The organism is Mesorhizobium sp. B2-3-13, from assembly GCF_006442195.1.
GTDB lineage: Bacteria > Pseudomonadota > Alphaproteobacteria > Rhizobiales > Rhizobiaceae > Mesorhizobium > Mesorhizobium salmacidum.
This window is the reverse complement of sequence record NZ_VFVQ01000012.1, coordinates 176,081-200,482: the sequence shown is the minus strand read 5'-3', so window position 1 is coordinate 200,482 and position 24,402 is coordinate 176,081. Positions and strand designations below refer to the sequence as shown.

At 64.0% G+C, this 24,402-nt stretch carries 21 protein-coding genes; 8 read left to right on the top strand and 13 right to left on the bottom strand.

The features are described from left to right. Window positions 1-237: 237 nt before the first annotated feature. Window positions 238-666 carry an Lrp/AsnC family transcriptional regulator gene (locus FJ941_RS16645; protein ID WP_140507204.1) on the bottom strand — a complete coding sequence of 143 codons (429 nt, stop codon included), beginning with the start codon at window positions 664-666 and terminating at the stop codon, window positions 238-240. 121 nt (window positions 667-787) lie between these two features. On the opposite strand from FJ941_RS16645, the gene FJ941_RS16640 reads away from it, so the two are divergent. Next, complete coding sequence (locus FJ941_RS16640; protein ID WP_140507202.1) at window positions 788-1,891, top strand: saccharopine dehydrogenase family protein; 1,104 nt, start codon at window positions 788-790, stop codon at window positions 1,889-1,891. Between the two features lie 27 nt (window positions 1,892-1,918). Here FJ941_RS16640 and lpdA read toward each other — a convergent pair whose 3' ends face one another. The 4 genes from lpdA to FJ941_RS16620 all read right to left on the bottom strand — a co-directional run bounded on the left by lpdA (window position 1,919) and on the right by FJ941_RS16620 (window position 7,158). After that, window positions 1,919-3,307 (bottom strand): dihydrolipoyl dehydrogenase, encoded by a 1,389-nt coding sequence (lpdA, locus tag FJ941_RS16635; protein ID WP_140507200.1) that lies wholly within the window; start codon window positions 3,305-3,307, stop codon window positions 1,919-1,921. A 264-nt stretch (window positions 3,308-3,571) separates the two neighbouring features. Further along, a complete protein-coding gene (locus FJ941_RS16630; protein ID WP_140507198.1) occupies window positions 3,572-4,897 on the bottom strand; it encodes a dihydrolipoamide acetyltransferase family protein in 1,326 nt (441 codons plus the stop codon). Window positions 4,898-4,908: 11 nt separating this feature from the next. After that, entirely contained in the window at window positions 4,909-5,922 is a 1,014-nt protein-coding gene (locus tag FJ941_RS16625; protein ID WP_140507196.1) for an alpha-ketoacid dehydrogenase subunit beta, read from the bottom strand. A gap of 3 nt (window positions 5,923-5,925) precedes the next feature. Next, window positions 5,926-7,158, bottom strand: coding sequence for a 3-methyl-2-oxobutanoate dehydrogenase (2-methylpropanoyl-transferring) subunit alpha (locus FJ941_RS16620; protein ID WP_140507194.1), 1,233 nt, complete (start codon window positions 7,156-7,158; stop codon window positions 5,926-5,928). 475 nt (window positions 7,159-7,633) lie between these two features. On the opposite strand from FJ941_RS16620, the gene holA reads away from it, so the two are divergent. Next, on the top strand, window positions 7,634-8,677 hold the full coding sequence (gene holA, locus FJ941_RS16615) for a DNA polymerase III subunit delta (protein ID WP_140507192.1): 1,044 nt from the start codon (window positions 7,634-7,636) through the stop codon (window positions 8,675-8,677). Between the two features lie 165 nt (window positions 8,678-8,842). On the opposite strand, the gene FJ941_RS16610 is transcribed toward holA, so the two are convergent. From FJ941_RS16610 to mnmE, 5 genes are all read right to left on the bottom strand, one after another. Continuing rightward, window positions 8,843-9,727, bottom strand: a complete 885-nt coding sequence (locus FJ941_RS16610; RefSeq protein WP_140507191.1) for a ParB/RepB/Spo0J family partition protein — start codon at window positions 9,725-9,727, stop codon at window positions 8,843-8,845. Between the two features lie 68 nt (window positions 9,728-9,795). Next, complete coding sequence (locus FJ941_RS16605) at window positions 9,796-10,596, bottom strand: ParA family protein (protein WP_031240355.1); 801 nt, start codon at window positions 10,594-10,596, stop codon at window positions 9,796-9,798. 55 nt (window positions 10,597-10,651) lie between these two features. Continuing rightward, complete coding sequence (gene rsmG / locus FJ941_RS16600) at window positions 10,652-11,284, bottom strand: 16S rRNA (guanine(527)-N(7))-methyltransferase RsmG (RefSeq protein WP_027145743.1); 633 nt, start codon at window positions 11,282-11,284, stop codon at window positions 10,652-10,654. After that, window positions 11,281-13,200 carry a tRNA uridine-5-carboxymethylaminomethyl(34) synthesis enzyme MnmG gene (gene mnmG / locus FJ941_RS16595; RefSeq protein ID WP_140507189.1) on the bottom strand — a complete coding sequence of 640 codons (1,920 nt, stop codon included), beginning with the start codon at window positions 13,198-13,200 and terminating at the stop codon, window positions 11,281-11,283. The genes rsmG and mnmG overlap by 4 nt, the downstream gene beginning before the upstream one ends. A gap of 198 nt (window positions 13,201-13,398) precedes the next feature. Next, window positions 13,399-14,727 (bottom strand): tRNA uridine-5-carboxymethylaminomethyl(34) synthesis GTPase MnmE, encoded by a 1,329-nt coding sequence (gene mnmE, locus FJ941_RS16590; RefSeq protein WP_140507187.1) that lies wholly within the window; start codon window positions 14,725-14,727, stop codon window positions 13,399-13,401. Between the two features lie 71 nt (window positions 14,728-14,798). On the opposite strand from mnmE, the gene FJ941_RS16585 reads away from it, so the two are divergent. Continuing rightward, entirely contained in the window at window positions 14,799-16,862 is a 2,064-nt protein-coding gene (locus tag FJ941_RS16585) for a thioredoxin domain-containing protein (protein ID WP_140507224.1), read from the top strand. Between the two features lie 66 nt (window positions 16,863-16,928). Here FJ941_RS16585 and rho read toward each other — a convergent pair whose 3' ends face one another. From rho to hemE, 3 genes are all read right to left on the bottom strand, one after another. Then, window positions 16,929-18,194, bottom strand: a complete 1,266-nt coding sequence (gene rho, locus FJ941_RS16580; protein WP_140507185.1) for a transcription termination factor Rho — start codon at window positions 18,192-18,194, stop codon at window positions 16,929-16,931. A 165-nt stretch (window positions 18,195-18,359) separates the two neighbouring features. Next, complete coding sequence (hemJ, locus tag FJ941_RS16575) at window positions 18,360-18,896, bottom strand: protoporphyrinogen oxidase HemJ (RefSeq protein WP_140507183.1); 537 nt, start codon at window positions 18,894-18,896, stop codon at window positions 18,360-18,362. Further along, a complete protein-coding gene (gene hemE, locus FJ941_RS16570) occupies window positions 18,896-19,927 on the bottom strand; it encodes a uroporphyrinogen decarboxylase (protein ID WP_140507181.1) in 1,032 nt (343 codons plus the stop codon). The genes hemJ and hemE overlap by 1 nt, the downstream gene beginning before the upstream one ends. A 404-nt stretch (window positions 19,928-20,331) precedes the next feature. Here hemE and FJ941_RS16565 point away from each other — a divergent pair, with 404 nt between their 5' ends. From FJ941_RS16565 to dnaQ, 5 genes are all read left to right on the top strand, one after another. Beyond that, window positions 20,332-21,153 (top strand): pyruvate, water dikinase regulatory protein, encoded by an 822-nt coding sequence (locus FJ941_RS16565; RefSeq protein WP_140507180.1) that lies wholly within the window; start codon window positions 20,332-20,334, stop codon window positions 21,151-21,153. Between the two features lie 374 nt (window positions 21,154-21,527). Continuing rightward, window positions 21,528-22,127: a Maf-like protein gene (locus tag FJ941_RS16560; protein WP_140507178.1), complete on the top strand. Its 600-nt coding sequence runs from the start codon at window positions 21,528-21,530 to the stop codon at window positions 22,125-22,127. Next, complete coding sequence (locus tag FJ941_RS16555; protein WP_140507176.1) at window positions 22,120-22,977, top strand: shikimate dehydrogenase; 858 nt, start codon at window positions 22,120-22,122, stop codon at window positions 22,975-22,977. The genes FJ941_RS16560 and FJ941_RS16555 overlap by 8 nt, the downstream gene beginning before the upstream one ends. Further along, a complete protein-coding gene (gene coaE, locus FJ941_RS16550) occupies window positions 22,974-23,567 on the top strand; it encodes a dephospho-CoA kinase (RefSeq protein ID WP_140507174.1) in 594 nt (197 codons plus the stop codon). The genes FJ941_RS16555 and coaE overlap by 4 nt, the downstream gene beginning before the upstream one ends. Before the next feature lie 101 nt (window positions 23,568-23,668). After that, the gene (gene dnaQ, locus FJ941_RS16545) at window positions 23,669-24,397 is read left to right on the top strand and encodes a DNA polymerase III subunit epsilon (RefSeq protein ID WP_140507172.1); all 729 of its coding nucleotides are present in this window, start codon (window positions 23,669-23,671) and stop codon (window positions 24,395-24,397) included. Window positions 24,398-24,402: the final 5 nt, after the last annotated feature.

Here is a 24,402-nt window from a genome sequence, read left to right as displayed (position 1 = left end):
AGCCACCGCATCAAGAAATGCGCCTGGAATGACGACTATCTCATCAATGCCATCACTCATATGCGATAGCCCTGCCCCTTGCGGGGAGATGCCTGGCAAGGCAGAGGGGGGTGCTGTCCCGCTGGCCTGTCGATCTGTGGTCACGTCGATACACCGGCCCAGGCTGGCGATCCTTCACACCCCCCTCTGGCCTGCCGGCCATCTCCCCGCAAAGGGGGAGATCGGCTGTATCGATCTTCACCTGTCGATCCGCGTCGACAGGATGATCGACGACGCGGTCCTCTCCACCCCGTCCATGGCGCCGATCTGGTCGAGCAGCGTATCGAGGTCGCGGATCGACGGTGCGTCGACGATGACGATCATGTCGAAATTGCCGCTGACCGAATGCAGCGTCCGCACGGACGGCAATGCCTGCAGGCTGCGCACCACCCTATCGGCCAGCTTGGGCGTGACGGTGAGCAGCACATGCGCCCTGACCAGCCCCTGCTCATAGTCCGGCGCCAGCCTGACGCCATAGCCCGTGATGATGCCGCGCTGCTCCAGCCGCTCGATCCGGCTTTGCACCGTGGTGCGCGAAACGCCGAGCTGCCGCGCCAGTTCGGCCGTCGAGGCGCGCGCATTGGCGCGCAGCAGGGAAAGCAGGGCCTGTTCGGCATTACTGAGCATTTCGACGAAACTCTTCGGCAAATTAACTAAAGATAGGGTGCGGTTTGCAGGATCTCACGCTTCCTTTCGACAGGCAAGCTGCGATGATTCCGGCGAACGCAAATGGCAGGGGTATTTGACCATGAACAACATCGTTATCGTCGGGGCCGGCAAGATCGGCTCGACCATCGCCGAAATGCTCGCCGCAACGGGTGACTACCACGTCACCCTCGTCGACCGCTCGGTCGCGCAACTCACTGCCGCCGAAGTGCCCGACGGCGTCGAGACACTCGAACTCGACATCGCGGCGGTCGGTGCGCTTGAAGCCGCACTCGTCGGCAAGTTCGCGGTGCTGAGCGCCGCCCCCTTCCATCTCACCACGCGCATCGCCGAGGCGGCGGCCAGCGCCGGCGTGCATTATCTCGATCTCACCGAGGATGTCGTCTCGACCAGGCGCGTCAAGGAGCTGGCACGTACCGCCAAGAGCGCCTTCATCCCGCAATGCGGACTGGCGCCGGGCTTCATCTCGATCGTCGCCAACGATCTCGCCAGCCGCTTCGACACGCTGGAAAGCGTGCGCATGCGCGTCGGCGCGCTGCCGCAATACCCGTCCAACGCGCTGAACTACAATCTGACCTGGAGCACCGACGGCGTCATCAATGAATATTGCGAGCCCTGCGAGGCGATCGTCGAGGGCGAGCTGGTCGAAGTGCCGCCGCTGGAAGAGCGCGAGGAGTTCTCGCTCGACGGCGTCACCTATGAGGCGTTCAACACCTCGGGTGGGCTCGGCACCTTGGCCGAGACGCTGAAGGGCAAGGTGCGCACGCTGAACTACCGCACCATTCGCTATCCCGGTCATGCCGCGATCATGAAGGCGCTGCTCAACGACCTTGGCCTGCGCCACCGCCGCGACGTGCTGAAGGACATTTTCGAAAGCGCCCTGCCGGCGACGCTGCAGGACGTGGTCATCGTCTTCGTCACCGTTTCCGGCCGCAAGAACGGCCGCCTGCTGCAGGAGACCTACGCCAACAAGATCTATTCCAGGCGCGTCGGCCAGACCGTGCGCAGTGCCATCCAGATCACCACCGCCTCCGGCATCTGCGCCGTGCTCGACATGCTGGCCGATGGCAGCTTGCCGGCGACCGGCTTCGTCAAGCAGGAGGAAATCGCGCTCGAAGCCTTCCTCGCCGACCGCTTCGGCCGCGCCTATGCCCAACATGAGATGGTAAGCCGGCTGGCGGGGTAAGCTTTTCGGATACGCCGGCGCGACACCTCAAATATGCAGCGCGTGCCCGAGCGCCTTTAGCGCGGCTTCCTGGAACCCTTCGCCTTGCGTCGGATGCGAATGGATCGTGCCGGCGATGTCCTCCAGCCTTGCCCCCATCTCCAGCGCCAGCCCAAACGCCGCCGACAGCTCCGACACGCCCTGACCGACCGCCTGAATGCCGAGCACCAGGTGATTGTCCGCGCGCGCCACGACGCGGACGAAGCCATCCTCGCCGAGCTTCGTCATGGCGCGGCCATTGGCGGCGAAGGGGAACAGGCCGATCTTGATCTCGGCCCGGGCCTTGGCCTCTTCAGGCGACAGACCCGCCGTCACCAGCTCGGGATCGGTGAAGCAGACGGCGGGGATCGAGCGCTTGTCCCAGCTGCGCTTATGGCCGGCGACGATTTCGGCGACCATCTCGCCCTGTGCCATCGCCCGGTGCGCCAGCATCGGCTCGCCGGTGACGTCGCCGATGGCGAAGACGCCGCGCATAGAGGTGCGGCACTGGTCATCGATCCTGATGAATTTTCCGGCCCTGTCGAGATCGATCTGCTCGAGCCCCCAGCCCTCGGTCATCGGCTTGCGGCCGACCGTCACCAGGATCTTGTCCGCCGCGACCTTGCCGCTCTTGCCGTCGGATGTCTCGACCAGCAGCGCATCGCCTTTTGTCGACAATCCCTTGGCCTTGGCGCCGAGCATCACTTCGACGCCAAGCACAGCGAGCCGCTTGACCACCGGCCGGGTCAACTCCGCATCATACTGTGCCAGCACGCGCGGCAGGGCCTCGACCACGGTCACCTTGGCGCCCATCTTGGCGAAGGCCATGCCGAGCTCCAGGCCGATATAGCCGCCACCGACGACCGCAAGCCTCTTCGGCACCTCGCTCAGCGCCAGAGCCTCGGTGGATGAAATCACCGGTCCGCCGAAGGGCAGGAGTTCGACCGGCGCCGAGCCCGTCGCGATCACGATCGTTTCCGCGCGGATCACCTGGCTTCCCGTCTCGGTCTCGACCTCGACGGTCTTGCCGTCGCGAAACCTCGCCCAGCCATGCACGGTCTTCACCCCGGCCTTCTTGAGCAGGCCGGCGACGCCACTGTTGAGCCGGCTGACGATCCCGTCCTTCCAGGCGATGGTGCTGGCCAGATCGAGTACCGGCGCCGTGACCGAAATGCCGAGCGGGCTCTTGCCGCCGGCCATGTCAGACACCTTCTCGAATTCCTCCGCCGCATGAATCAGTGCTTTTGAGGGGATGCAGCCGACATTGAGGCAGGTGCCGCCGGGCTTGCCCGCCTCGACGATGACCGTATCGACGCCGAGCTGCCCGGCACGAATGGCGCAGACATACCCCCCGGGCCCGGCGCCGATGACCAGCAGCTTGCAGGAGATTTCTTTCATGATGGGACCCTGGTTCGTTCCGGCATTGCACCTGCAGACCGCCAACCTTGAAGAATGGCCGAGACGCCCCTGCCGTCGTCATCCTGGGGCGGAGCAAGGAGCGTAGCGACGCGCGCAGACCCCAGGATCCATGCCGTGACGGGAAGGCGTTGCAACGGTTCAGAAACCTGCTCCGCAACGCTCTTAGGCTGAGGTCGCGGCATGGATCCTCGGGTCAAGCCCGAGGATGACGAAGGCAAAGGGGCAGCGTCCGTTCTCATCCTCTCAATCCACGAAAATCAGCGCAGGTGTCTCCAGCAGCGCCTTGAGCCGCTGGACGAACACCGCGGCATCCCAGCCGTCGATGACGCGGTGGTCGAAGCTCGACGACAGGTTCATCATCTTGCGCGGGATGAACTGCGTGCCGTCCCACAGCGGCCGCACCATCATCTTATTGACGCCGATGATCGCGACTTCCGGATGGTTGATGACCGGTGTGGTGGCGACGCCGCCCATGGCGCCGAGCGAGGTGATGGTGATGGTCGAGCCCGACAGCTCGTCACGCGTCGCCGTGCCCGACTTGGCCGCCTCGGCCAGCCTGGCGACCTCGGCGCCGCACTCCCAGATGTCGCGCGCCTCGGCATGCTTGACGACAGGCACCACCAGCCCAGACGGCGTCTGCGCGGCGATGCCGATATGGATGCCGCCGTGCTGGTGGATGATGCCGGCCTCGTCCTCGAACAGCGAATTGAGTTGGGGCTGGTCGGCGATCGCCTTGACCATCGCCCGCATCAGGAACGGCAGCAAGGTCAGCTTCGGCCTCTCCTTGCCTCCCTTGGCGGCGCGCTTTTCCTTGTTGAGCGCGGCGCGCAATTCCTCGAGCGCCGTCACGTCGATCTCCTCGACATAGGTGATGTGAGGGATGCGCGATTTGGACAGCGTCATCTTCTCGGCGATCTTGCGCCGCAGGCCAACCAGTTTGATGTCCTCGATGGCATCGTTGCGGGCGAGGCCCGATGCCTTGGCCACTTGCGGCCCGCGCGCCAGGAAGGTCTCAATGTCTTCATGGCCGATGCGGCCGGCCGGGCCGCTGCCTGCGACCTGCCTGAGATCTATGCCGGCCTCCTTGGCGCGCAAGCGGACGGCTGGCGAGGCCAGCGGCTTTTCGCCTTCCGGGCGCGGTGCGCCGGCCGAGACCTGTGCCATGGTCTTGGCGGCAGCCGGCGATGGCGCGGGTTTCGCCGGTGCCTCGACGGGCTTTGCCTTGGGGGCCGGTGCGGCTTCGGGCTTTGGGCTCGCCGGCTTGGCGAGCGCTTCGGCTTCGGCGGCCGGTGCCGTCCCTTGCCCGGCAGCCTTCACATTGCCCTCGCCCGCCACTTTCAGCCGCACGATGGGCGAACCGATCGCCACCGTGTCGCCGATCTCGGCGCCCAGCCACAGGATCTCGCCATCGACGGGCGACGGGATTTCGACCGTCGCCTTGTCGGTCATCACGGCGGCCAGCAACGTATCCTCGCGCACGATGTCGCCGATCTTCACATGCCATTCGACGAGCTCGGCCTCGGCGACGCCCTCGCCGACATCGGGCAGCTTGATGATGTGTTCGCCCATTTCAGGCCTCTCTAAGCTTCCAATGTTTCGATGAGCGCACGGCCGACACGGGCCGGGCCGGGGAAATAGTCCCACTCCTGCGCGTGCGGATAGGGCGTGTCCCAGCCGGCGACGCGGACCACCGGCGCTTCCAGATGGTAGAAGCAGTTTTCCTGTACCAGCGCCGACAGTTCGGCGCCGAAGCCTGACGTCAGCGTCGCCTCGTGTACGACCACGCAACGTCCGGTCTTCTTGACCGAGGCCACGATCGTATCGAGGTCGAGCGGCAGCAGCGTCCTGAGGTCGATGATCTCGGCATCGATGCCGGTCTCCTCGGCCGCGGCCTGGGCGACATAGACCATGGTGCCATAGGCGAGCACCGTGACGGCGGAACCCGCCCTGCGGATCGCCGCCTCGCCGAGCGGCACGGTATAATGGCCGTCGGCGACCTCGCCGAGCTCGTGCTTCGACCACGGCGTTACCGGCCGGTCGTGATGGCCGTCGAACGGACCGTTATAGAGCCGCTTCGGCTCCAAGAAGATCACCGGGTCGGGATCCTCGATCGCCGCGATCAAAAGCCCCTTGGCGTCATGCGGGTTGGATGGCACCACCGTCTTCAGCCCGGACACATGGGTGAACAGCGCCTCCGGGCTCTGGCTGTGCGTCTGGCCGCCGAAGATGCCGCCGCCGGTCGGCATGCGCACCACGATCGGGCAGGTAAAATCACCGTTCGACCGGTAGCGCAGCCTTGCGGCCTCCTGCGTCAGCTGGTCGTAGGCCGGATACATGTAGTCGGCAAACTGAATCTCGACGCACGGCTTCAGGCCATAGGCGGCCATCCCGATGGCCGAGCCGACAATGCCGGATTCGCTGATTGGCGCGTCGAAGCAGCGGCTCTTGCCGTATTTGGCCTGCAGGCCGTGGGTGACACGAAAAACGCCGCCGAAGAAACCGACATCCTCGCCGAACACGACGACTTTGCTGTCGCGCTCCATCGAAACGTCCATGGCGTCCCGGATGGCCTCTATCATGGTCCGCCTTGGCATGGCTCAGACTCCCGCCTGCTGGCGCTGGCGTCTGAGATGCGGCGGCATCTCGGCATAGAGGCCCTCGAACATGTCTCGCGTCGACGGCTTGCCGCCGGCATGCAGCGTGCCGTGGCTTTCCGCCTCCTTCTGCGCCGCGATCACCGTGTCGAGGATTTCCGCCTCGGCCTGTGCGTGCCGCTCGTCCGACCAGACGCCGAGCTTGATCAGATGGTTCTTCAGCCGCACGACCGGATCGCCGAGCGGCCAGGCATCGGACTCGGTCTTTGGCCGGTAGGCGGAGGGATCGTCCGAACTCGAATGGGCGCCGGCGCGGTAGGTGACATATTCGACCAGCGTCGGCCCGAGATTGTTGCGGGCCCGCTCGGCTGCCCACTTGGCCACCGCATGGACCGCCAGATAGTCGTTGCCGTCGACGCGCAGCGACGGAATGCCGAAGCCGAGGCCGCGTGCTGCAAAAGTGCCCGAGCCGCCGCGCGCAATGCCCTGAAAAGTCGAGATCGCCCACTGGTTGTTGACGACGTTGAGCACGACCGGAGCCTTGTAGGTGGAAGCGAACACCAGCGCCGAATGGAAATCGGATTCGGCTGTCGAGCCGTCGCCGATCCAGCCGGCGGCGATGCGCGAATCGTTCGAGATCGCCGAGGCCATCGCCCAGCCGACCGCCTGGATATACTGCGTCGCCAGATTGCCGGAGATAGAGAAGAAGCCGTGCTCTTTCGACGAATACATGATCGGCAGCTGCCGGCCTTTCAGCGGATCGGCCTCGTTGGAATAGATCTGGTTCATCATCGTGACCATCGGATAGCCGTCGGCGATCAGCAGGCCGGCCTGCCGATAGGTCGGGAAGTTCATGTCGCCCGGGGCAAGCGCCTTGCGAAAGGCGCAGCTCACCGCTTCTTCGCCCAGATGCTGCATGTAGAAAGAGGTCTTGCCTTGCCTCTGCGCCATCTGCATGCGCGCATCGAAGGTCCGCAGCGTCATCATGTTGCGCAGGCCCTCCAGCAATTCCTCGCTGGAAAGCAGCCCGGCCCATGGCCCGACGGCTTCGCCATTGCGGTTCAGCACGCGGATGATCGAAAACGCCATGTCGCGGATGGTGCGCGGATCGACATCGATATCGGGACGCGCCACCGAGCCGGCCTGGGCGATGGTCACGTTGGAGAAATCAGGCGTGCCGCCCGGCCGCACTTCCGGCTCCGGAACGTGAAAACGCAACATCCCAGCATCGGCCATGACCAAAACTCCTCCAATGTCGCCTGGGTGCGGATATTTGCACATCCGCGCGTCCAGACCAGTGCGAATTCGCCAGGCAAGTCATCCGGGCATCGGTTCCGGCCGCGCCGGCCGATCCCAGCCTCCCGCGCTCAAGATGAAGATATGTCCGCGAAATTTCTTGTCGATGTTGAGCAGCGGCACGCAATTTGGCGCATGGTTGCGCCGTGTTTGTCGCCAGATAAGGTGATTGGGTGCAGAGCGTGGCCGCTTTTCCCTCTCCCTTGTGGGGCCCGAAGGGCGGGCGAGGCCCGTGACGCGCCCAGGGCGGTGGCCTCGCGATGCCAATCGGCTGCATCAAAACCAGCGTGTCACCCCGCTGGAACACCCCTTCCGTCGCCTTCGGCGACACCTTCTCCCACAAGGGGGAGAAGGAAAAGAGTGCTCGGTGCCGATCGCCGTTCACCCCGCGCACGCATCATGCTAACCACCCTCCATGGCACAGAAGAAAGCTTTCGAGGTCGATTCCTGGCTCGCGCGGCCTGATCCGCGCATCTCGATCGTCCTGCTTTATGGCCCCGATCGCGGCCTTGTCTCGGAGCGGGCGAAGGCGTTTGCCGGAAAGACCGGTCTGCCGCTGGACGATCCGTTCTGCGTGGTCAGGCTCGAGGGTTCGGAGGTCGACCGCGACGAGGGCCGGCTGCTCGACGAAGCCCGCACCGTGCCGATGTTTTCCGACCGGCGGCTGCTCTGGGTGCGCAACGCCAGCGGCCAGAAGGCACTGGCCGACGACGTCAAGGCGCTGACGGCGGAGCCGGTGCGGGACGCCATCATCCTGATCGAGGCCGGCGACTTGAAGAAAGGGGTCGGGCTGCGCGCGGTGGTCGAGGGCGCCGACAACGCCATGGCCTTGCCCTGCTACGCCGATGAGGCCCGCGACATCGACACGGTCATCGACGACGAGCTGCGCAAGGCCGGCATGTCGATGACGCTGGAGGCCAGACAGGCGCTGCGCCGCAATCTCGGCGGCGACCGGCTGGCCTCGCGTGGCGAGATCGAAAAACTCGTCCTCTACGCCCACGGCCAGAAGGAAATCGGGCTGGAAGAGGTGAGAGCCATGTCGGGCGACGTGTCCGGTGCCTCTTATGACGATGCCGTCGACGCGCTGCTCGAAGGCAAGATCGGCGACTTCGACGCCGCCTTCACGCGCCACTGCCAGGGCGGCGGCCAGCCCTTCCTGGTGCTGTCCTCGGCGATGCGGCAGATACAGCAGATACAGGTCATGCGCGGCCAGATGGACTCCGGCGGCCGCAACGCCGCTTCCGTCGTTGCCGCCGCGCGGCCGCCGGTCTTTTTCGCGCGCCGCAAGCTGGTGGAGAGAGCGCTGGAGCGCTGGAACAGCGAAGCGCTCGGCCGCGCGCTGACCCGCCTGCAATCAGCCGTGCTGCAGACGCGGCGCCGGCCGGACCTGTCGGTGGCGCTGGCCAGGCAGGCGCTGCTGGGGATCGCCGTGGAAAGCGCGCGGCTGGCGCAAAGGTAGGCGCCTCTTCCTTCCCCCCCTTGTGGGAGAAGGGAAGACCGCGCGAAACATTCGCCGGCTAAATACCAAAAGCAATCCCTAGAAAAGTGTGTCGCAGTCTTCCATCCGAACTGCGCAAAAACAAGAGTTTAGCAGGTCCGCGATTCTATCAATCGCCGGGCCGCTCTAATCCTGTTTCAACCGGCGGCACAGCTCATCCAGCTGCTCCAAGCTCCGATACGCAACGCGTAGCACGCCACCCTTGCCCTTGTGGTCGACCGTGACGATCATGCCGGTCGTATCGGTCAGCAGCTTCTCCAGGGCCAGCGTGTCGGCGTCCTTTTCGACGGCCGGCGCGGCTGACTTGGTGCCGTTGGAACTGGTGCCGGCCGGCATCTGCGCCAGCGCCTCGGCCTGGCGCACGGAAAGACCCTCCTCGACAATGCGCTTGGCAAGGCCGGCCGGATCCTCCGCCGTGACCAGCGTGCGGGCATGCCCGGCCGACAGCGCGCCGTCGACCAGCATGTCGCGGATCACGTCGGGCAGCTTCAACAATCTCAAAGTGTTGGCGACATGGCTGCGGCTCTTCCCGATCACCTGGCCGAGATCGGCCTGGGTGTAGCCATGGTCGTCGATGAGTTGCTGGTAACCCTGTGCCTCTTCGACCGGATTGAGGTCGGCGCGCTGGACGTTCTCGATGATCGCCAGTTCCAGCGCCGTGCGGTCGTTGACTTCGCGGATGATGACCGGGATCTCGGTCAACCCGGCACGCTGCGCCGCACGCCAGCGCCGCTCGCCGGCGATGAGCTCGTAGCGGCCCGCCTGCGTCGGCGACGGTCGCGCCACGACCGGCTGCACCACGCCATGCTCGCGGATCGACTGGGCGAGGTCGGTCAGTTCGGCATCGCCAAAATGCCGGCGCGGATTTCTCGGGTTTGGGCTGAGAAACTCGATCGGCACCTTGCCGTCGGCGCTCATGCCGGGCTTTTCCGGTGCGGCGGGACGATCGATCTCGCCGATCAGTGCCGCCAGTCCGCGTCCCAGTCTTTTCCTCGAGAGATCTTCGCTCATCTTTTATTCCACGTCTATTTCAGATCGTTTCGGTATCGAATCGGCTGTTGATTATGCGACCGATCTAATCAAGCAGCGCGCAATTTACGCTCGCGGCGGATCACTTCGGAGGCCAGTTGCAGATAGGCCTGGCTGCCGGAGCATTTCAGGTCGTAGAGGATCGCCGGCTTGCCATAGGACGGCGCCTCCGACACCCGCACATTGCGCGGAATGATGGTCTCATAGACCTTGTCGCCCATATGCTCGCGCACATCCTGCACCACCTGGTTGGCGAGGTTGTTGCGGCCGTCATACATGGTCAGCACGATGCCCTGGATGGTAAGATCCGGATTGATCGAGCGACGCACCTGCTCGACCGTTTCGAGCAGCTGGCTAAGACCCTCCAGTGCGAAGAACTCGCATTGCAGCGGCACGAGAACGGAATCAGCTGCCGCCATTGAATTCAAAGTCAAAAGATTGAGCGACGGCGGGCAATCGATCAGCACGTAGCCGAAGGGCGCCCCGCGCTCGGTCGCCGCGCGCAGTGCATTGCGCAGTTTGAGCACCCGGTCCGGCGCCGAAGCGATCTCCATCTCGATGCCGAGCAGGTCGAGCGTCGACGGCACGATCGACAGGCCGGGCACCGCGGTCGGGATGGCGGCGGCTTCCAGCTCCAGTTCGCCCGTAAGCACATCATAGGAGGAGACCGTCCGGTCCTTGCGGTCGATGCCGAGGCCGGTGCTTGCATTGCCTTGCGGATCGAGGTCGACGATCAGCACTTTTTCGCCGATTGCCGCCAGCGCGGTGGCCAGGTTGATGGCGGTGGTGGTCTTGCCGACACCGCCCTTCTGGTTGGCTACGGTGATGATTCGAGGGCCGTTCTTCATCATGGGTTTATGCCAGAAATTCATCTTTGGGTCGCCGAATAATCAGACCGGTCTCGGTTCAGACGGGTCGCACATTGGACAATTCGAGGATGACGCCGCTGGCGTCGGTCACGCTTGGATGTTCTACCAGATCGAAAGTCCACCGGTTAACGCTTTCTTGCACTTCGGCGCGGTAATCCCGGCCTTTGTGGAACAGCGCCCGCGCCCCCGAGGTCAGCCATGGCGCGGACAGGTCCAGCAGGACCGAAAGCGGGGCCAGCGCCCGCGCCGTGACGATTTGCGGCTTCGAAACAAGCACATGGCTGTCCTCGATGCGGCGCGCCACGACTCGCGCCGGCAAGCCGAACTGACCGATGACGGTCTGCAGGAACGAGGCCTTCTTGCGGTTGCTTTCGACCAGATCGATGCTGGCCCCCGGGCGCTCGGCGAGCAGAAAGGCCATGACAAGCCCGGGAAATCCGCCGCCGGAACCAATATCGACCCAATGCGTGGCTTCGGATTCTATCCGTGCAAGCTGCGCACTGTCCAGGATGTGGCGTTGCCAGACATCACCGGAGGTCGATTGCGCGACGAGATTGATGCTGCGGTTCCATTTCTGGAACATCTCTTCGAACGCCACCAGGCGATCGAATGTTTCACGTGAAACCGGACCGGCGGCCTCCTGCAGGCTCTCGCGGGAGAAAGACCTCACGCAACGTCCCTCTGCTCGGCCTTTTCAGCGGTTTCCCCCTTCTGTGCGGTTTCCCCCTTCTGCGCTGTTTCCCAGTGACGGACATGCGCGACAATGACCGCCAGCGCCGCGGGCGTCATGCCTTCCATGCGCTGTGCATCCGCAACGGAGCGCGGCCGCCGCGCCTGCATCTTCTGCTTCAATTCATTGGACAGGCCGGGCACGCCGGCGAAATCAATGGCGTCCGGGATCAGCCGCCTCTCCTCATGCCGTATCTGCGCGACATCCGTGCTCTGGCGGTCAAGATAAACCGAATATTTCGCTTCCGTTTCGAGGCGCTCCGCGGTCTTGGCGTCGATGTCGCCAAATTTAGGCTCGACCCGGCTTAGCCAGGCAATATCGACATCGGGATAAGCCAGCAATTCAAAGCCGGACCGGCGCACGCCGTCGCGATTGATCTCCAGGCCGTGCCGTGCCGCCTCGTTCGGCGTCATGGTCAGCGAAAGCGCCAACTGGCGCGCTTCGTCAAGCCGACGGGTGACATCGCCATAGCGCTGCAGCCGCCGCGCCGAAGCGATCCCCAGCGTCTGCGCCACCGGCGTCAGCCGCTCATCGGCGTTGTCGGCGCGCAGCGACAGCCGGAACTCGGCCCGCGAGGTGAACATCCGGTAGGGCTCGCTGATGCCGCGACTGGTCAAATCGTCGACCATCACGCCGATATAGGCCTGGGTGCGGCTGAGCACGACCTGCTCGCCGCCCGCGGCGCGGCGCGCTGCATTGAGGCCGGCGAGCAGGCCCTGCCCGGCGGCCTCTTCATAGCCGGTCGTACCGTTGATCTGCCCGGCGAGAAAAAGCCCGGCAACGCGCTTGGTCTCCAGCGTCTGATGCAGTTCGCGCGGATCGACATGATCATATTCGATGGCATAGCCCGGCTGCAGCATGACAGCGCGCTCCAGCCCCGGAATGGTCTTCAGGATGGCGAGCTGAACATCTTCCGGCAGGGAGGTCGAAATACCGTTGGGATAGACGGTGTGGTCGTCGAGCCCTTCCGGTTCGAGAAAGATCTGGTGCCCGTCGCGGTCGCCGAACTTGACGATCTTGTCCTCGATCGACGGGCAATAACGCGGCCCAACGCCTTCGATCGAGCCGGAATACATCGCCGAACGGCCAAGATTGGCGCGAATCACCTCATGCGTGGCCGTGGTCGTGCGCGTAATGCCGCAATCGATCTGCGGCGTCACGATGCGGTCGGTCATGAGCGAGAACGGCACCGGATGCTCGTCCGCCGCCTGGCTTTCCAGCGAAGCCCAGTCGATGGTCCGCCCGTCCAGGCGCGGCGGCGTGCCGGTCTTGAGCCGCCCGAGCCTGAAACCGGCGCGGTCCATCGTCGCCGACAGTCCCATGCTGGCCTTCTCGTTCATGCGGCCGGCGACAATCTTCTTTTCGCCAATGTGAATGAGCCCGCGCAGGAAGGTCCCAGTCGTCAGCACCACGGCGCCGCAGGCAAGCCGGCGGCCGTCCGCCAGGAGAACCGCTTCTATCTTCCCATCGGAAATCTCAAAGTCGAGAACTTCGCCCTCGACAACCTCAAGATCGTTCTGCTGCCGAATCGCATCCTGCATAGCAAGGCGATAGAGTTTCCTGTCGGCCTGTGTGCGGGGACCGCGCACCGCCGGACCCTTGCGGCGGTTGAGCAGACGAAACTGGATGCCGGCGGCGTCCGCCACGCGGCCCATCAGCCCGTCCATGGCGTCTATCTCGCGCACAAGATGCCCTTTGCCCAGCCCGCCGATGGCAGGGTTGCACGACATTACACCGATCGTGTCGAAACGTAGCGTCACCAGTGCGGTGCTGGCGCCGGCGCGCGCCGCGGCACTGGCCGCCTCGCAACCCGCATGGCCGCCGCCCACCACAACCACATCATAGTGATCGGTCATCTTACATAAGTCCCGGACTCAAAAGAGATCAGCGACACATGTCCCCGCGAGACGGGACTGTCAAGAAAACTTCCGCGCGACGTTTCACGTGAAACAGGGAAACCCTGCTTCTGTCGGCGTTTCACGCGAATCACCGCCAAAGATGTTTCACGTGAGTCAATCGGGCCCCTGCCAGCGACCATGCGTGTTTCACGTGAGTCATTTCCCGATGCAGAACTGGGAAAAGATCACGTCGAGCAAGTCTTCGACATCCACCGCGCCCACGATCCGCCCCAGGCGGTCCGCTGCCAGGCGCAACTCTTCAGCGCGTAGTTCCTGTGGCGTCCCGTCATCGGCGGCGCGATGCAGATGCCGGTTCGCCGCCCCTAGCAACTCGACATGGCGCAGCCGCGACGGCAGCACATCGCCGGCACCGCCGGCCGCCTGAGTGGCGCGGTGCCCGATCTCCGCCAGCAATCCATCCACACCCGTTCCTTCCACCACTGATATGCCAAACTCGTAGCGCCGGGCCGCATCGTAGGCCGCTCCCCCATCGAGCAGGTCGAGCTTGGTGCCGACGCGCAATGCCGGTATCGCAACAGGAAGCGAACCGGCGTCCCTGGGGTCAGCGGCGTCCTCGAGCAACAGCAAGAGATCGGCGCGACCCGCCTTGGCTCTCGCCTTCTCGATCCCGATCGCCTCAATTTTGCCGGGCGCTTCCCGCAACCCCGCCGTGTCGGTCAACCTGACACGCAGACCTTGCAGATCCAGCACGACCTCCAGCAGGTCGCGGGTGGTGCCGGGTTCATCCGTTACAATAGCCGCATCGCGGCGCGCCAAGGCGTTGAACAGGCTGGACTTGCCGGCATTGGGCGCGCCGAGAATGACGACTTCGAAGCCGTCGCGAATGACTTCGGCGGCGTGGAATCCGGCTATGTGCCGGTCAATCTCTAATATCATCGACCGCACGTCAGACCAGACCGTATCCGAAACGGAACCCGGCACATCATCCTCGTCGGCAAAGTCGATCTCGGCTTCGATCATCGCCCGCGCATGGATCAGGCGCCGACGCCAGCCGAGATAAAGCTCACTCTGCGCGCCCTCGGCATTCTGGACGGCGAAGCGCCGTTGCGCTTCGGTCTCGGCGTTGATGAGATCCGCCAGCGCCTCCGTCTCGACCAGGTCGACCTTGCCGTTGAGAAAGGCACGGCGCGTGAATTCCCCGGGTTCGGCGTGCCTGACGCCGTCAAATCCAGCGATTGTCTCCAACATTCTGGCCACCACGGCGCGGCCGCCATGAATATGGAACTCGGCGACGTCCTCACCGGTGAAGCTGGCCGGCCCGGGGAAGAAGACGACCAGCCCGGTGTCGAGAACCGTTCCATCTGGAGCCCTGAGCTTGCGCAGCACCGCCGTGCGCTCCTTAACCATGCCGCCGGCAATCGTTTCGACAACGAATCGAGTCCGAAGGCCGGAGATACGCAGCACGGCGATACCGGCCGGAAGCCGGCCGCTCGACAACGCCACGATCGAATCGCCTGAAATCATTTGCCCGCTCTACCGAACCGCCCTAGCTATCGTGTCATCACCCATCCCGAGTGCCTCGAAAGTTGGCCATTGTGACATTGCCCGCGCAAAACCTGCTTGCCGACGAGGCCAGCCCCTATCTGCAGCAGCACAGCGGCAATCCCGTACATTGGCGGGGATGGTCACCGGCATCGCTGGAAGAGGCAAAGGCGCTGGACAGGCCTATCCTGCTCTCCGTCGGCTACGCCGCCTGCCATTGGTGCCATGTCATGGCCCATGAAAGCTTCGAGAACGACGACGTCGCCGCCGTCATGAACCGTCTGTTCGTCAATATCAAGGTCGACCGCGAGGAGCGCCCTGACATCGACCAGATCTATATGGCCGCATTGTCCTCGATGGGCGAGCAAGGCGGCTGGCCACTGACCATGTTCCTGACGCCCGATGGCAAACCGTTCTGGGGCGGCACCTATTTCCCGCGCGAGCCGCGCTATGGCCGGCCGGGGTTCATCCAGGTGATGGAAGCGGTCGACAAGGCCTGGCGCGAAAAGAGGGCGAGCCTGCACCAGAGCGCCGACGGCCTGACCTCCCATGTCGAGGCGCGGCTCTCCGCCACGCATTCCAAGGCGCTCCTCGCTCGCGATGCGCTGTCCGACCTCGCCGGCCGCGTCAGCGGCATGATCGACCGCGATCGCGGCGGCCTCGCCGGCGCGCCGAAATTCCCGAACGCGCCGTTCATGCAAACGCTGTGGCTGTCCTGGCTGCGCGACGGCAATGCCGCGCATCGCGACGACGTGCTCATCAGCCTCGAACATATGTTGAGCGGCGGCATCTACGATCACATCGGCGGCGGCCTCAGCCGCTACTCGACGGACGCCGAATGGCTGGTGCCGCATTTCGAGAAGATGCTCTACGACAACGCCCAGCTCATCCGCTTCTGCAATTGGGCTCTTGCGGCGACCGGCGATGATTTGTTCCGGGTACGAATCGAAGACACGGTCGACTGGCTGCTGCGCGAAATGCGCGTCAATGGCGGCGCCTTTGCCGCCAGCCTCGACGCCGACAGCGACGGCGAGGAGGGCCTGTTCTACACCTGGAGCAGGGAAGAGATCGAAGCTGTCCTTGGCAAAGATTCATCATTGTTCTTCAAATACTTCACGCTTTCCAGCCCACCCGGCTGGGAGGGCAAGCCGGTTGTCCATCAAACCCTTTCCCAGCAAGCGCTTGGGGCGACCGACCGCGAACAGCTGGTGCCGCTCAAGGCAAGGCTTCTCGCCGCCCGGGAAGAACGCGTCAGGCCTGGGCTGGACGCGAAGACCCTTACCGACTGGAACGGCCTGATGATCGCAGCACTCGCCGAGGCCGGCCGCTCGCTGGCACGGCCGGATTGGATCGAGGCCGCGGCAAAGGCGTTTGCCCATATCAGCGCCGCCAGCCGCGACAATCGCTTGCCGCATTCCATGCTTGGTGTCAGGAAATTGTTTCCCGCTCTATCGAGCGACTATGCCGCCATGACCAACGCGGCGATCTCGCTGTTTGAAGCCACAGGCGATTGGAACTATGTCGACCAGGCCAGCCGGTTCCTCGAACAGCTCGACCATTGGCACGCCGACGCGCAGAGCACGGGCTACTATCTGACCGCCTCGGACAGCACCGATGTGCCGATCCGCATCAGGGGCGATGTCGACGAGGCCATTCCGTCAGCCACCAGCCAGATCATCGAGGCGCAGGTGCGGCTCGCCTCCGTCACCGGCAATCTCGATTTGCAGGAGAAGGCGTGGAAAACCGCCGAGCACGCTGCCGGCCGAGCCGCGCACCAGGCCTACGGCCAGGCGGGCATCGTCAATGCCTGCACGCTTGCCATCGAACCGCTGAAACTGGTCGTCGTGGACGAGCCGGAAGATCAAAAACTCGTTCCGGTCGTTAATCGAAACCCTGATCCCCGCCGCGTCGATATTGTCGTGCCGATCGGTATGGCGGCGAATCGACCCTTGCTGCCCGGAGGAATTCTGCCGCCGACCAACCGGCGCGGCGCCTGGCTGTGCACCGGCCAGGTCTGCCTGCCGGTGGTTGCGGATCCCGATGAGCTGGAAGGGATGTTGCGCAGTTCGTCATCCTATAGCGCAGCAAGGAGCGACGCGACGCACCGCGGACCATAGGACGTCACGGGATGGATCCTCGGCTCAAGCCCGAGGATGACGAAGAGAAAGCCCGCCTCGCTTCGATTATGTATTCATCGAATCGAAGAAATCGCCGTTGGTCTTGGTCTGCTTCAGCTTGTCGATCAGGAACTCGATCGCGTCGGTGGTTCCCATCGGCGCCAGGATACGGCGCAGCACGAAGATCTTCTGCAGGTCCTGACGCGACACCAGCAGGTCTTCCTTGCGGGTGCCGGACTTGAGGATGTCGATGGCCGGATAGATGCGCTTGTCGGCCACCTTTCGGTCGAGCTGGATTTCGCAGTTACCGGTGCCCTTGAACTCTTCGAAGATGACTTCGTCCATGCGGCTGCCGGTGTCGATCAGCGCCGTGGCGATGATGGTGAGCGAGCCGCCTTCCTCGATGTTGCGGGCGGCGCCGAAGAAGCGCTTCGGGCGCTGCAGCGCGTTGGCGTCGACACCGCCGGTCAGCACCTTGCCGGAGGACGGCACGACGGTGTTGTAGGCGCGGCCGAGGCGGGTGATGGAATCCAGCAGGATCACCACATCACGGCCGTGCTCGACCAGGCGCTTGGCCTTCTCGATGACCATTTCGGCGACCTGGACGTGGCGCACCGCCGGTTCGTCGAAGGTCGAGGAGACCACTTCGCCCTTCACCGAGCGCTGCATGTCGGTCACTTCTTCCGGACGCTCGTCGATCAGAAGCACGATCAGATAGCATTCCGGATGATTGGCGGTGATCGAGTGCGCGATGTTCTGCAAAAGCACCGTCTTACCGGTACGCGGCTGTGCGTTGATCAGCGCGCGCTGGCCCTTGCCGATCGGCGCCACCAGGTCGATCACGCGAGGCGATATGTCCTTGCTGGGCGGATTGTCGACCTCCATCTTTAGCCGCGAGGTCGGATAGAGCGGCGTCAGATTGTCGAAGTGGATCTTGTGGCGGATCTTTTCGGGATCGTCGAAATTGATCGTGTTGACCTTGAGCAGCGCGAAATAGCGCTCGCCCTCCTTCGGGCTGCGGATCGGTCCTTCGACCGTATCGCCGGTCTTCAGCGAAAAGCGCCGGATCTGCGACGGCGAGATGTAGATGTCGTCGGGACCTGGCAGGTAGTTGGCATTGGCGGAGCGCAGGAAGCCGAAGCCGTCCTGCAGCACCTCGACCACACCGTCACCGATGATTTCGATGTCCTGGGCGGCGAGCTTCTTCAGGATCGCGAACATCAGCTCCTGCTTGCGCATGACGCTGGCGTTCTCGACCTCGAGCGATTCGGCATAAGCGATCAGCTCTGGCGGCTTCTTGTTCTTGAACTCGGTGAGTTTCATTTCTTGCATTAGACGGACTCTGGGTAGGCTTTGGGGAAAAGATCGGCGGGATGCGACAAATGCCGGGCGCGGCCGAAAGCAATGACGGGCGGCGCATGACGGGAAGGAAGACCCGTCTTGTATCGTCGGTCGGCTGAAAGAGCAAGCCGCCTTTTGAGCGGGTCCGATGAAGCCTCAGAAGGGCTTCACGACGACCAGGATCACGATTGCGATCATCAGCAATGTGGGGATCTCGTTGACGATCCGCCAGTGCCTTGCCGTTTTTTCGTTGCGGTCCTCGGCGAATTTGCGCACCGCGCCGGCCAGATAGCCGTGAATGCCAGACAAAATCAGCACCAGGCCGATCTTGGCATGCAACCAGCCGCCCTGGAACGCAAAGATTTTCCAGGCCAGCCACAGCCCGAACACCCAGGTGAGGATCATCGCCGGATTGATGATGCCGCGCAGCAGGCGCCGCTCCATCACCTTGAACGTCTCGGATTGAACGGAGCCCTTCTCCGCGTCGGCGTGATAGACAAACAGGCGCGGCAGATAAAGCATGCCGGCCATCCAGGAGATGACGGCGAGAATATGGATCGCCTTTGCCCAGGGATAAAAGCTTTCCGGTGCGAAGAAAAACAAGACCGCGGTGAGAACGATCAGGACAGCGATGCCGATGACCATGCGCTTCATCGCCTGGCCGGTGCTATTGGTGTTACTTCTGTCAGTCATCAGCGTGCCGCGCTCCGCACCTGTTTCACCATCGCCTCGACATGCGCCACCGGCGTGTCGGGCGTGACGCCATGGCCGAGATTGAAGATCAGCGGCCCGTCCCCCAACGCCCGAAGGATCGCCCCGACCCCGTCGGCCAATGCCTGGCCGCCGGCGACCAGCCGCAACGGATCGAGATTGCCCTGGACGGCTCCCTGCCGCTGCAACGCCTTCGCTGCCTCGAGCGGCACCGTCCAGTCGATGCCGAGCCCCGTCACACCGGTCTTATCGCGATAACTCTGGTAGCGGGCTCCGGCGCCCTTGGGAAACCCGATGATCGGCACGTCGGGATGGACGGCCCGAACTTGCCTGACGACCTCTGCGACCGGCTCGACGCAGAACTGTTCGAACGTAGCATCGTCGAGCACCCCCGACCAGGAATCGAATATCTGCACGACATCCGCGCCGGCCTCGATCTGGCGGATCAGGTAGGCAGCCGAACGATCGGCGAGCACTTTCAGCAGCTGTCGAAACGCCGCCGGCTCGCGGTAGGCGAACAGCCGCGCCGGCGCCTGGTCCGGCGTACCGTGGCCGGCGATCATATAGGTCGCCACCGTCCAAGGCGCGCCGCAAAAGCCGATCAGCGTCGTCTCGCCGGGCAATTTCGCCCGCAGCCGGCGAAGCGTCTCGTAGACCGGTTCGAGATTCACGTGAAACATGTCGCTTCCCAGCGCCGCGATCTCCGCCGCTGAAATCGGCGTCAGCAGCGGTCCGCGCCCTTCCTCGAAGCGCACGTCGCGGCCAAGCGCATGGGGAACGACAAGGATGTCCGAGAACACGATCGAAGCGTCGAAGCCGAAACGCTCGATCGGCTGCAGCGTCACTTCGACGGCAAGGTCGGGGTCGTAGCAGAGATCAAGGAACGAACCGGCACGCCTTCGCGTCTCACGATATTCCGGCAGATAGCGCCCTGCCTGGCGCATCATCCAGAGCGGAGGAGGAAACACCGTCTTGCCCTTCAGGACATCCAGCATGATCCGTCTTGCAGGCATCGAACGCTCGCCTCTCCCGGCTTCCTCTTAATCAAATATCTTATTTTAAAAGAGTCTTCTGATTCTAAGAGTCTGTTGGTTGTGGTGGTTGTCACCTGTCCCGCTTTGGCCGCCAAAACGCCAGCAAGCATATTGTCGCGCACTGCCGATCGCGGTTTGCAGGGTTCTGGGGACAATCAGGAATCTCGCAGGAGAGTCAATGCGCTAGATCGACCGCCCTCGAGACCTGCCCTGTGGACGAACGAAAGGCAAAGCGCTTCGTCCACGGACTTGTCCCCAGCCGTCCGGCGAAGCTGACAGCGCATCGAATTGTGGACAAACCGGCATCTGATACAGTCGCCTTTCGCCGGCATGCCTGCCCGTTCGATCTTATCCACATCCGCCCACAGCCCCAGGTGACCCCTGTGAACAAACCCCAAAGCTTCTTTCACCTGCATCTGATTTCCGACGCCACGGGGGAAACGCTGCTCGCCGCCGGCCGCGCCGCTTCGGCGCAGTACAAGGATGCGCGCGCCATCGAACACATCTACCCGCTCATCCGCACCGAAAAGCAGATAGCCAAAGTGTTCGAGGACATAGAGGAGGAGCCGGGCATCATCCTCTACACGGTGGTCGACCAGAAGCTGGCGCACGGTATCGACGAACGCTGCGCGGCCATGGGCCTGCCTTGCGTGTCCGTGCTGGAGCCCGTGCTGACCGTCTTCCAGTCCTATCTCGGAACGCCGGCCGGCCGCCGCGTCGGCGCCCAGCATGTTCTCGACGCCGAATATTTCCGGCGCATCGATGCGCTCAACTTCACCATGGACCATGATGACGGCCAGCTGCCGGCAAACATGGATGACGCCGACGTCGTGCTGATCGGCATTTCGCGCACCTCGAAGACGCCGACCAGCATCTATCTCGCCAACCGCGGCATCAAGACCGCCAACATCCCGATCGTGCTCGGCGTGCCGGTGCCCGAAAGCCTGGTCAACGCCAGGACACCGCTGATCGTGGGATTGATCGCCACCGCCGAGCGCATATCGCATGTGCGCCAGAACCGCATCCTCGGCAATTCGAGCACCTACGTGCCGACCGACTATGTCGACCGCGCCGCCATCAACGAAGAGCTCGCCTATGCCCGCCAGATCTGCACCCGCCATGGCTGGCCGATGATCGACGTCAGCCGCCGCTCGATCGAGGAGACGGCGGCGGCGATCGTTGCCCTTAGGGGGAAGAACAGATAATTGGAACCGTGCGCCACCCTGCCAACAGCACCGCTGCGTGGTTCGAAAGGTCACGGCATGGATCCTAGGGTCTGCGCTGCGTCGCTTCGCTCCTTGCTTCGCCCTAGGATGACGAAGGGATGATAGTCTCGGCTAATCTCGAAGGTTTTGCGACTTGCCAGCATCGTCACTTCTTATGCGGCGACACAACTGCAAATCTCCCGCGGTTGAGGTTAGCCGTGGATTGCAATGCATTCGTCATCCTAGGGCGAAGCAGGAGCGAAGCTCCGTCGCGCAGACCCTAGGATCCATGCCGTTACAATGGCCAAGGGGTGCAGCGGCCGCTAGCGTCCCATTCAGCCAGCAACTCAATGACAGGTAACAGGCGAAAGATCATGACAGAAAAAATCATCCTCGCTTCGGGCAGCCCGTTCCGCAAGGCGATGCTGGTCGACGCCGGCGTCGACATCGAGGCGGTTCCCGCGACGCTGGACGAGCGGGCGCTGGAGGCGCCCTTGCAAGACAGCGGCGCCTCGCCCGAGGACGTCGCCCTGGTGCTCGCCGAAGCCAAGGCCACCGAAGTCAGCGAGCGCCGGCCCGGCGCGCTGGTGCTCGGCTGCGACCAGACGCTGTCCTTGGGCGACGAGGTGTTCCACAAGCCCGCCGACATGGAGGGCGCGCGCCGCCATCTCCTGGCGCTGTCGGGCAGGACCCATCAGCTCAACAGCGCCGCAGTGCTGGTGCGCGACGCCAAGGTGCTGTGGCGCCATGTCGGCATCGCCTCGATGACCATGCGCAAGCTCGACCCCGCCTTCATCGGCCGGCATCTCGCCAGGGTTGGCGCCAAGGCATTGTCGAGCGTCGGCGCGTATCAAATCGAAGGCGAAGGCGTCCAGCTGTTCGAAAAAATCGAAGGCGACCATTTTACCATTGTCGGCCTGCCACTGCTGCCGTTGCTGGCGGAGCTCCGTACCTTGGGAGCCATCGATGGCTGAGGCAATGAAGAAGGCCTTCGTCACCGGCCATCCGATAAAACATTCGCGCTCGCCGATGATCCACGGCCACTGGCTGGCCAAGCACGGCATTGACGGCAGCTACCAGGCGATCGACGTGGCACCGCGGGATTTCGCCGATTTCCTGGCGAACATGCAGGCCAACGGCTATCGCGGCGGCAACGTCACCATTCCGCACAAGGAGGCGGCCTTTGCCCGGGTCGCGCACCGCGACCATGCGGCGGACGAGATCGGCGCCGTCAACACGCTGTGGCTCGATGACGGCACTTTGTGGGGCGGCAATACCGACGGCCATGGCTTTGCCGCCAATCTCGACGATTACGCCGCGGGCTGGGCGGCCAATGGCCCGGCCGTGGTGCTGGGTGCCGGCGGCGCTTCCCGTGCCGCCATCCACGCCTTGAAGGAGCGCGGCGTCGGCGACATCCGCATCGCCAACCGCACGCTCGCCCGGGCGATTGAATTGCGCGACCGCTTTGGCGCCGGCGTTTCGGCGCACGAACTGGCCGCGACCGCCGAATTGTTGGGCGACGCCGGCCTGCTGGTCAACACCACCGCGTTGGGCATGCAGGGCAATGAGGGTTTGCCGGCCGACCCCACGCTGCTGCCCGACCATGCCGTGGTCAACGACATCGTCTACGTGCCGCTCGAGACCCCGCTGCTCGCGGCCGCACGGGCACGGGGGCTGAAGACGGTCGACGGGCTCGGCATGTTGCTCAACCAAGCGGTGCCAGGCTTCGAGCGCTGGTTCGGCGTCAGGCCGAAGGTTACGGCCGAGCTCCGCGCGCTCATCGTTGCCGATCTTGTGCCCAAGTCTCCGGCGTCGAAACCATGATCGTGCTCGGCCTCACCGGCTCGATCGGCATGGGCAAGTCGACGACGGCCAGGATGTTCGCCGAGGCCGGCGTGCCGGTGCATGATTCCGACGAGACGGTGCATCGCCTCTATGCCGGCAAGGCGGCCCCCCTGGTTGAGGCCGCCTTTCCCGGCACCACCTTTGGCGGAAGCGTCGACCGCGCAAAACTCGCCGCCCGTGTGCTCGGCGATGCGGCGGCCTTGAAAAAGCTCGAAGCCATCATCCATCCGCTGGTCCGCGCCGATGCCGATGCCTTCCTGGCCAGGCATCGTAACGCCGGCGAATCGATCGCGGTCCTCGACATCCCGCTGCTGTTCGAAACCGGCGGCCGTGGCCGGGTCGACAAGGTCGTCGTCGTCACCGCGCCGGCCGAAGTCCAGCGCCAGCGCGTGCTGGCGCGGCCGGGCATGAGCGAGGAAAAACTGGCGTCGATCCTGGCCAAGCAGGTGCCGGATGCCGAAAAGCGCCGGCTGGCCGATTTCGTCATCGACACCGGCGAGGGGCTGGAGGCTGCGCGTGCCGCGGTCGCGGCGATTATCGCCGAAATCAAGGGGGGTTCTGGCCGCTAGCTTTTTCCGTCTCCCACAAGAAGGGGAGAAGGAAAAGAGGCATTGCCCATTGCCATTTTGTTCCGGTCTGACGATTCTGCTCCCAGGAGCGACCTGATTCGATGCGTGAGATTATTTTCGATACGGAAACCACCGGCCTCGATTCGCGCGACGACCGCGTGATCGAGCTTGGCGGCGTCGAGTTGGTCAATCGTTTTCCGACCGGCAGGACCTTCCATCACTATATCAACCCGCAAGGCCGCGCGATCCACGCCGAGGCGCAGTCCGTGCACGGCATCAGCGCGGCTGACCTCGCGGGCAAGCCGAGCTTCGCCGAAATTGCCGAGGAATGGCTGAAATTCACGGAAGGCGCCAAGCTGGTCGCCCACAACGCCACGTTCGATATCGGCTTCCTCAATGTCGAATTCGGCCGGCTCGGCCACCCCCCTGTCGACAACGGGCTTGTCGTCGACACGCTGGCCCTGGCGCGCCGCAAGCACCCGATGGGTCCCAATTCGCTCGACGCGCTGTGCCGGCGCTACGGCATCGACAACACGAAGCGCACCAAGCACGGCGCCCTGCTCGATTCCGAATTGCTGGCAGAGGTCTATATCGAACTGATCGGTGGCAAGCAGGCGGCGCTGATCCTCGACAGCGCAAGCGCACCGGCGCGGGGCGGCGACAATGTCCGCCAGATCGAGATCATCGTCGCCGAACGGCCGGCGCCACTGCTGCCGCGTCTTACAGAGGCAGAGCGCGCGGCGCATGCAGCCATGGTTGCAACGCTCGGCGACAAGGCGCTGTGGCTGAAAGCCTCCCTCCAGGAAGCAGCCCAGGCGCTGTCCTCATAAAACCG

Bases quoted from the DNA above. Each gene is read 5' to 3' on its own strand.
- FJ941_RS16645 (WP_140507204.1), bottom strand. From the start codon at position 666: ATGCTCAGTAATGCCGAACAGGCCCTGCTTTCCCTGCTGCGCGCCAAT.
- FJ941_RS16610 (WP_140507191.1), bottom strand. From the start codon at position 9,727: ATGAGCGAAGATCTCTCGAGGAAAAGACTGGGACGCGGACTGGCGGCA.
- FJ941_RS16605 (WP_031240355.1), bottom strand. From the start codon at position 10,596: ATGATGAAGAACGGCCCTCGAATCATCACCGTAGCCAACCAGAAGGGC.
- FJ941_RS16630 (WP_140507198.1), bottom strand. From the start codon at position 4,897: ATGGGCGAACACATCATCAAGCTGCCCGATGTCGGCGAGGGCGTCGCC.
- FJ941_RS16560 (WP_140507178.1), top strand. From the start codon at position 21,528: ATGACAGAAAAAATCATCCTCGCTTCGGGCAGCCCGTTCCGCAAGGCG.
- hemE (WP_140507181.1), bottom strand. From the start codon at position 19,927: ATGCCTGCAAGACGGATCATGCTGGATGTCCTGAAGGGCAAGACGGTG.
- FJ941_RS16640 (WP_140507202.1), top strand. From the start codon at position 788: ATGAACAACATCGTTATCGTCGGGGCCGGCAAGATCGGCTCGACCATC.
- holA (WP_140507192.1), top strand. From the start codon at position 7,634: ATGGCACAGAAGAAAGCTTTCGAGGTCGATTCCTGGCTCGCGCGGCCT.
- lpdA (WP_140507200.1), bottom strand. From the start codon at position 3,307: ATGAAAGAAATCTCCTGCAAGCTGCTGGTCATCGGCGCCGGGCCCGGG.
- FJ941_RS16555 (WP_140507176.1), top strand. From the start codon at position 22,120: ATGGCTGAGGCAATGAAGAAGGCCTTCGTCACCGGCCATCCGATAAAA.
- FJ941_RS16620 (WP_140507194.1), bottom strand. From the start codon at position 7,158: ATGGCCGATGCTGGGATGTTGCGTTTTCACGTTCCGGAGCCGGAAGTG.
- rho (WP_140507185.1), bottom strand. From the start codon at position 18,194: ATGCAAGAAATGAAACTCACCGAGTTCAAGAACAAGAAGCCGCCAGAG.
- dnaQ (WP_140507172.1), top strand. From the start codon at position 23,669: ATGCGTGAGATTATTTTCGATACGGAAACCACCGGCCTCGATTCGCGC.
- coaE (WP_140507174.1), top strand. From the start codon at position 22,974: ATGATCGTGCTCGGCCTCACCGGCTCGATCGGCATGGGCAAGTCGACG.
- mnmG (WP_140507189.1), bottom strand. From the start codon at position 13,200: ATGACCGATCACTATGATGTGGTTGTGGTGGGCGGCGGCCATGCGGGT.
- FJ941_RS16625 (WP_140507196.1), bottom strand. From the start codon at position 5,922: ATGCCAAGGCGGACCATGATAGAGGCCATCCGGGACGCCATGGACGTT.
- mnmE (WP_140507187.1), bottom strand. From the start codon at position 14,727: ATGATTTCAGGCGATTCGATCGTGGCGTTGTCGAGCGGCCGGCTTCCG.
- hemJ (WP_140507183.1), bottom strand. From the start codon at position 18,896: ATGACTGACAGAAGTAACACCAATAGCACCGGCCAGGCGATGAAGCGC.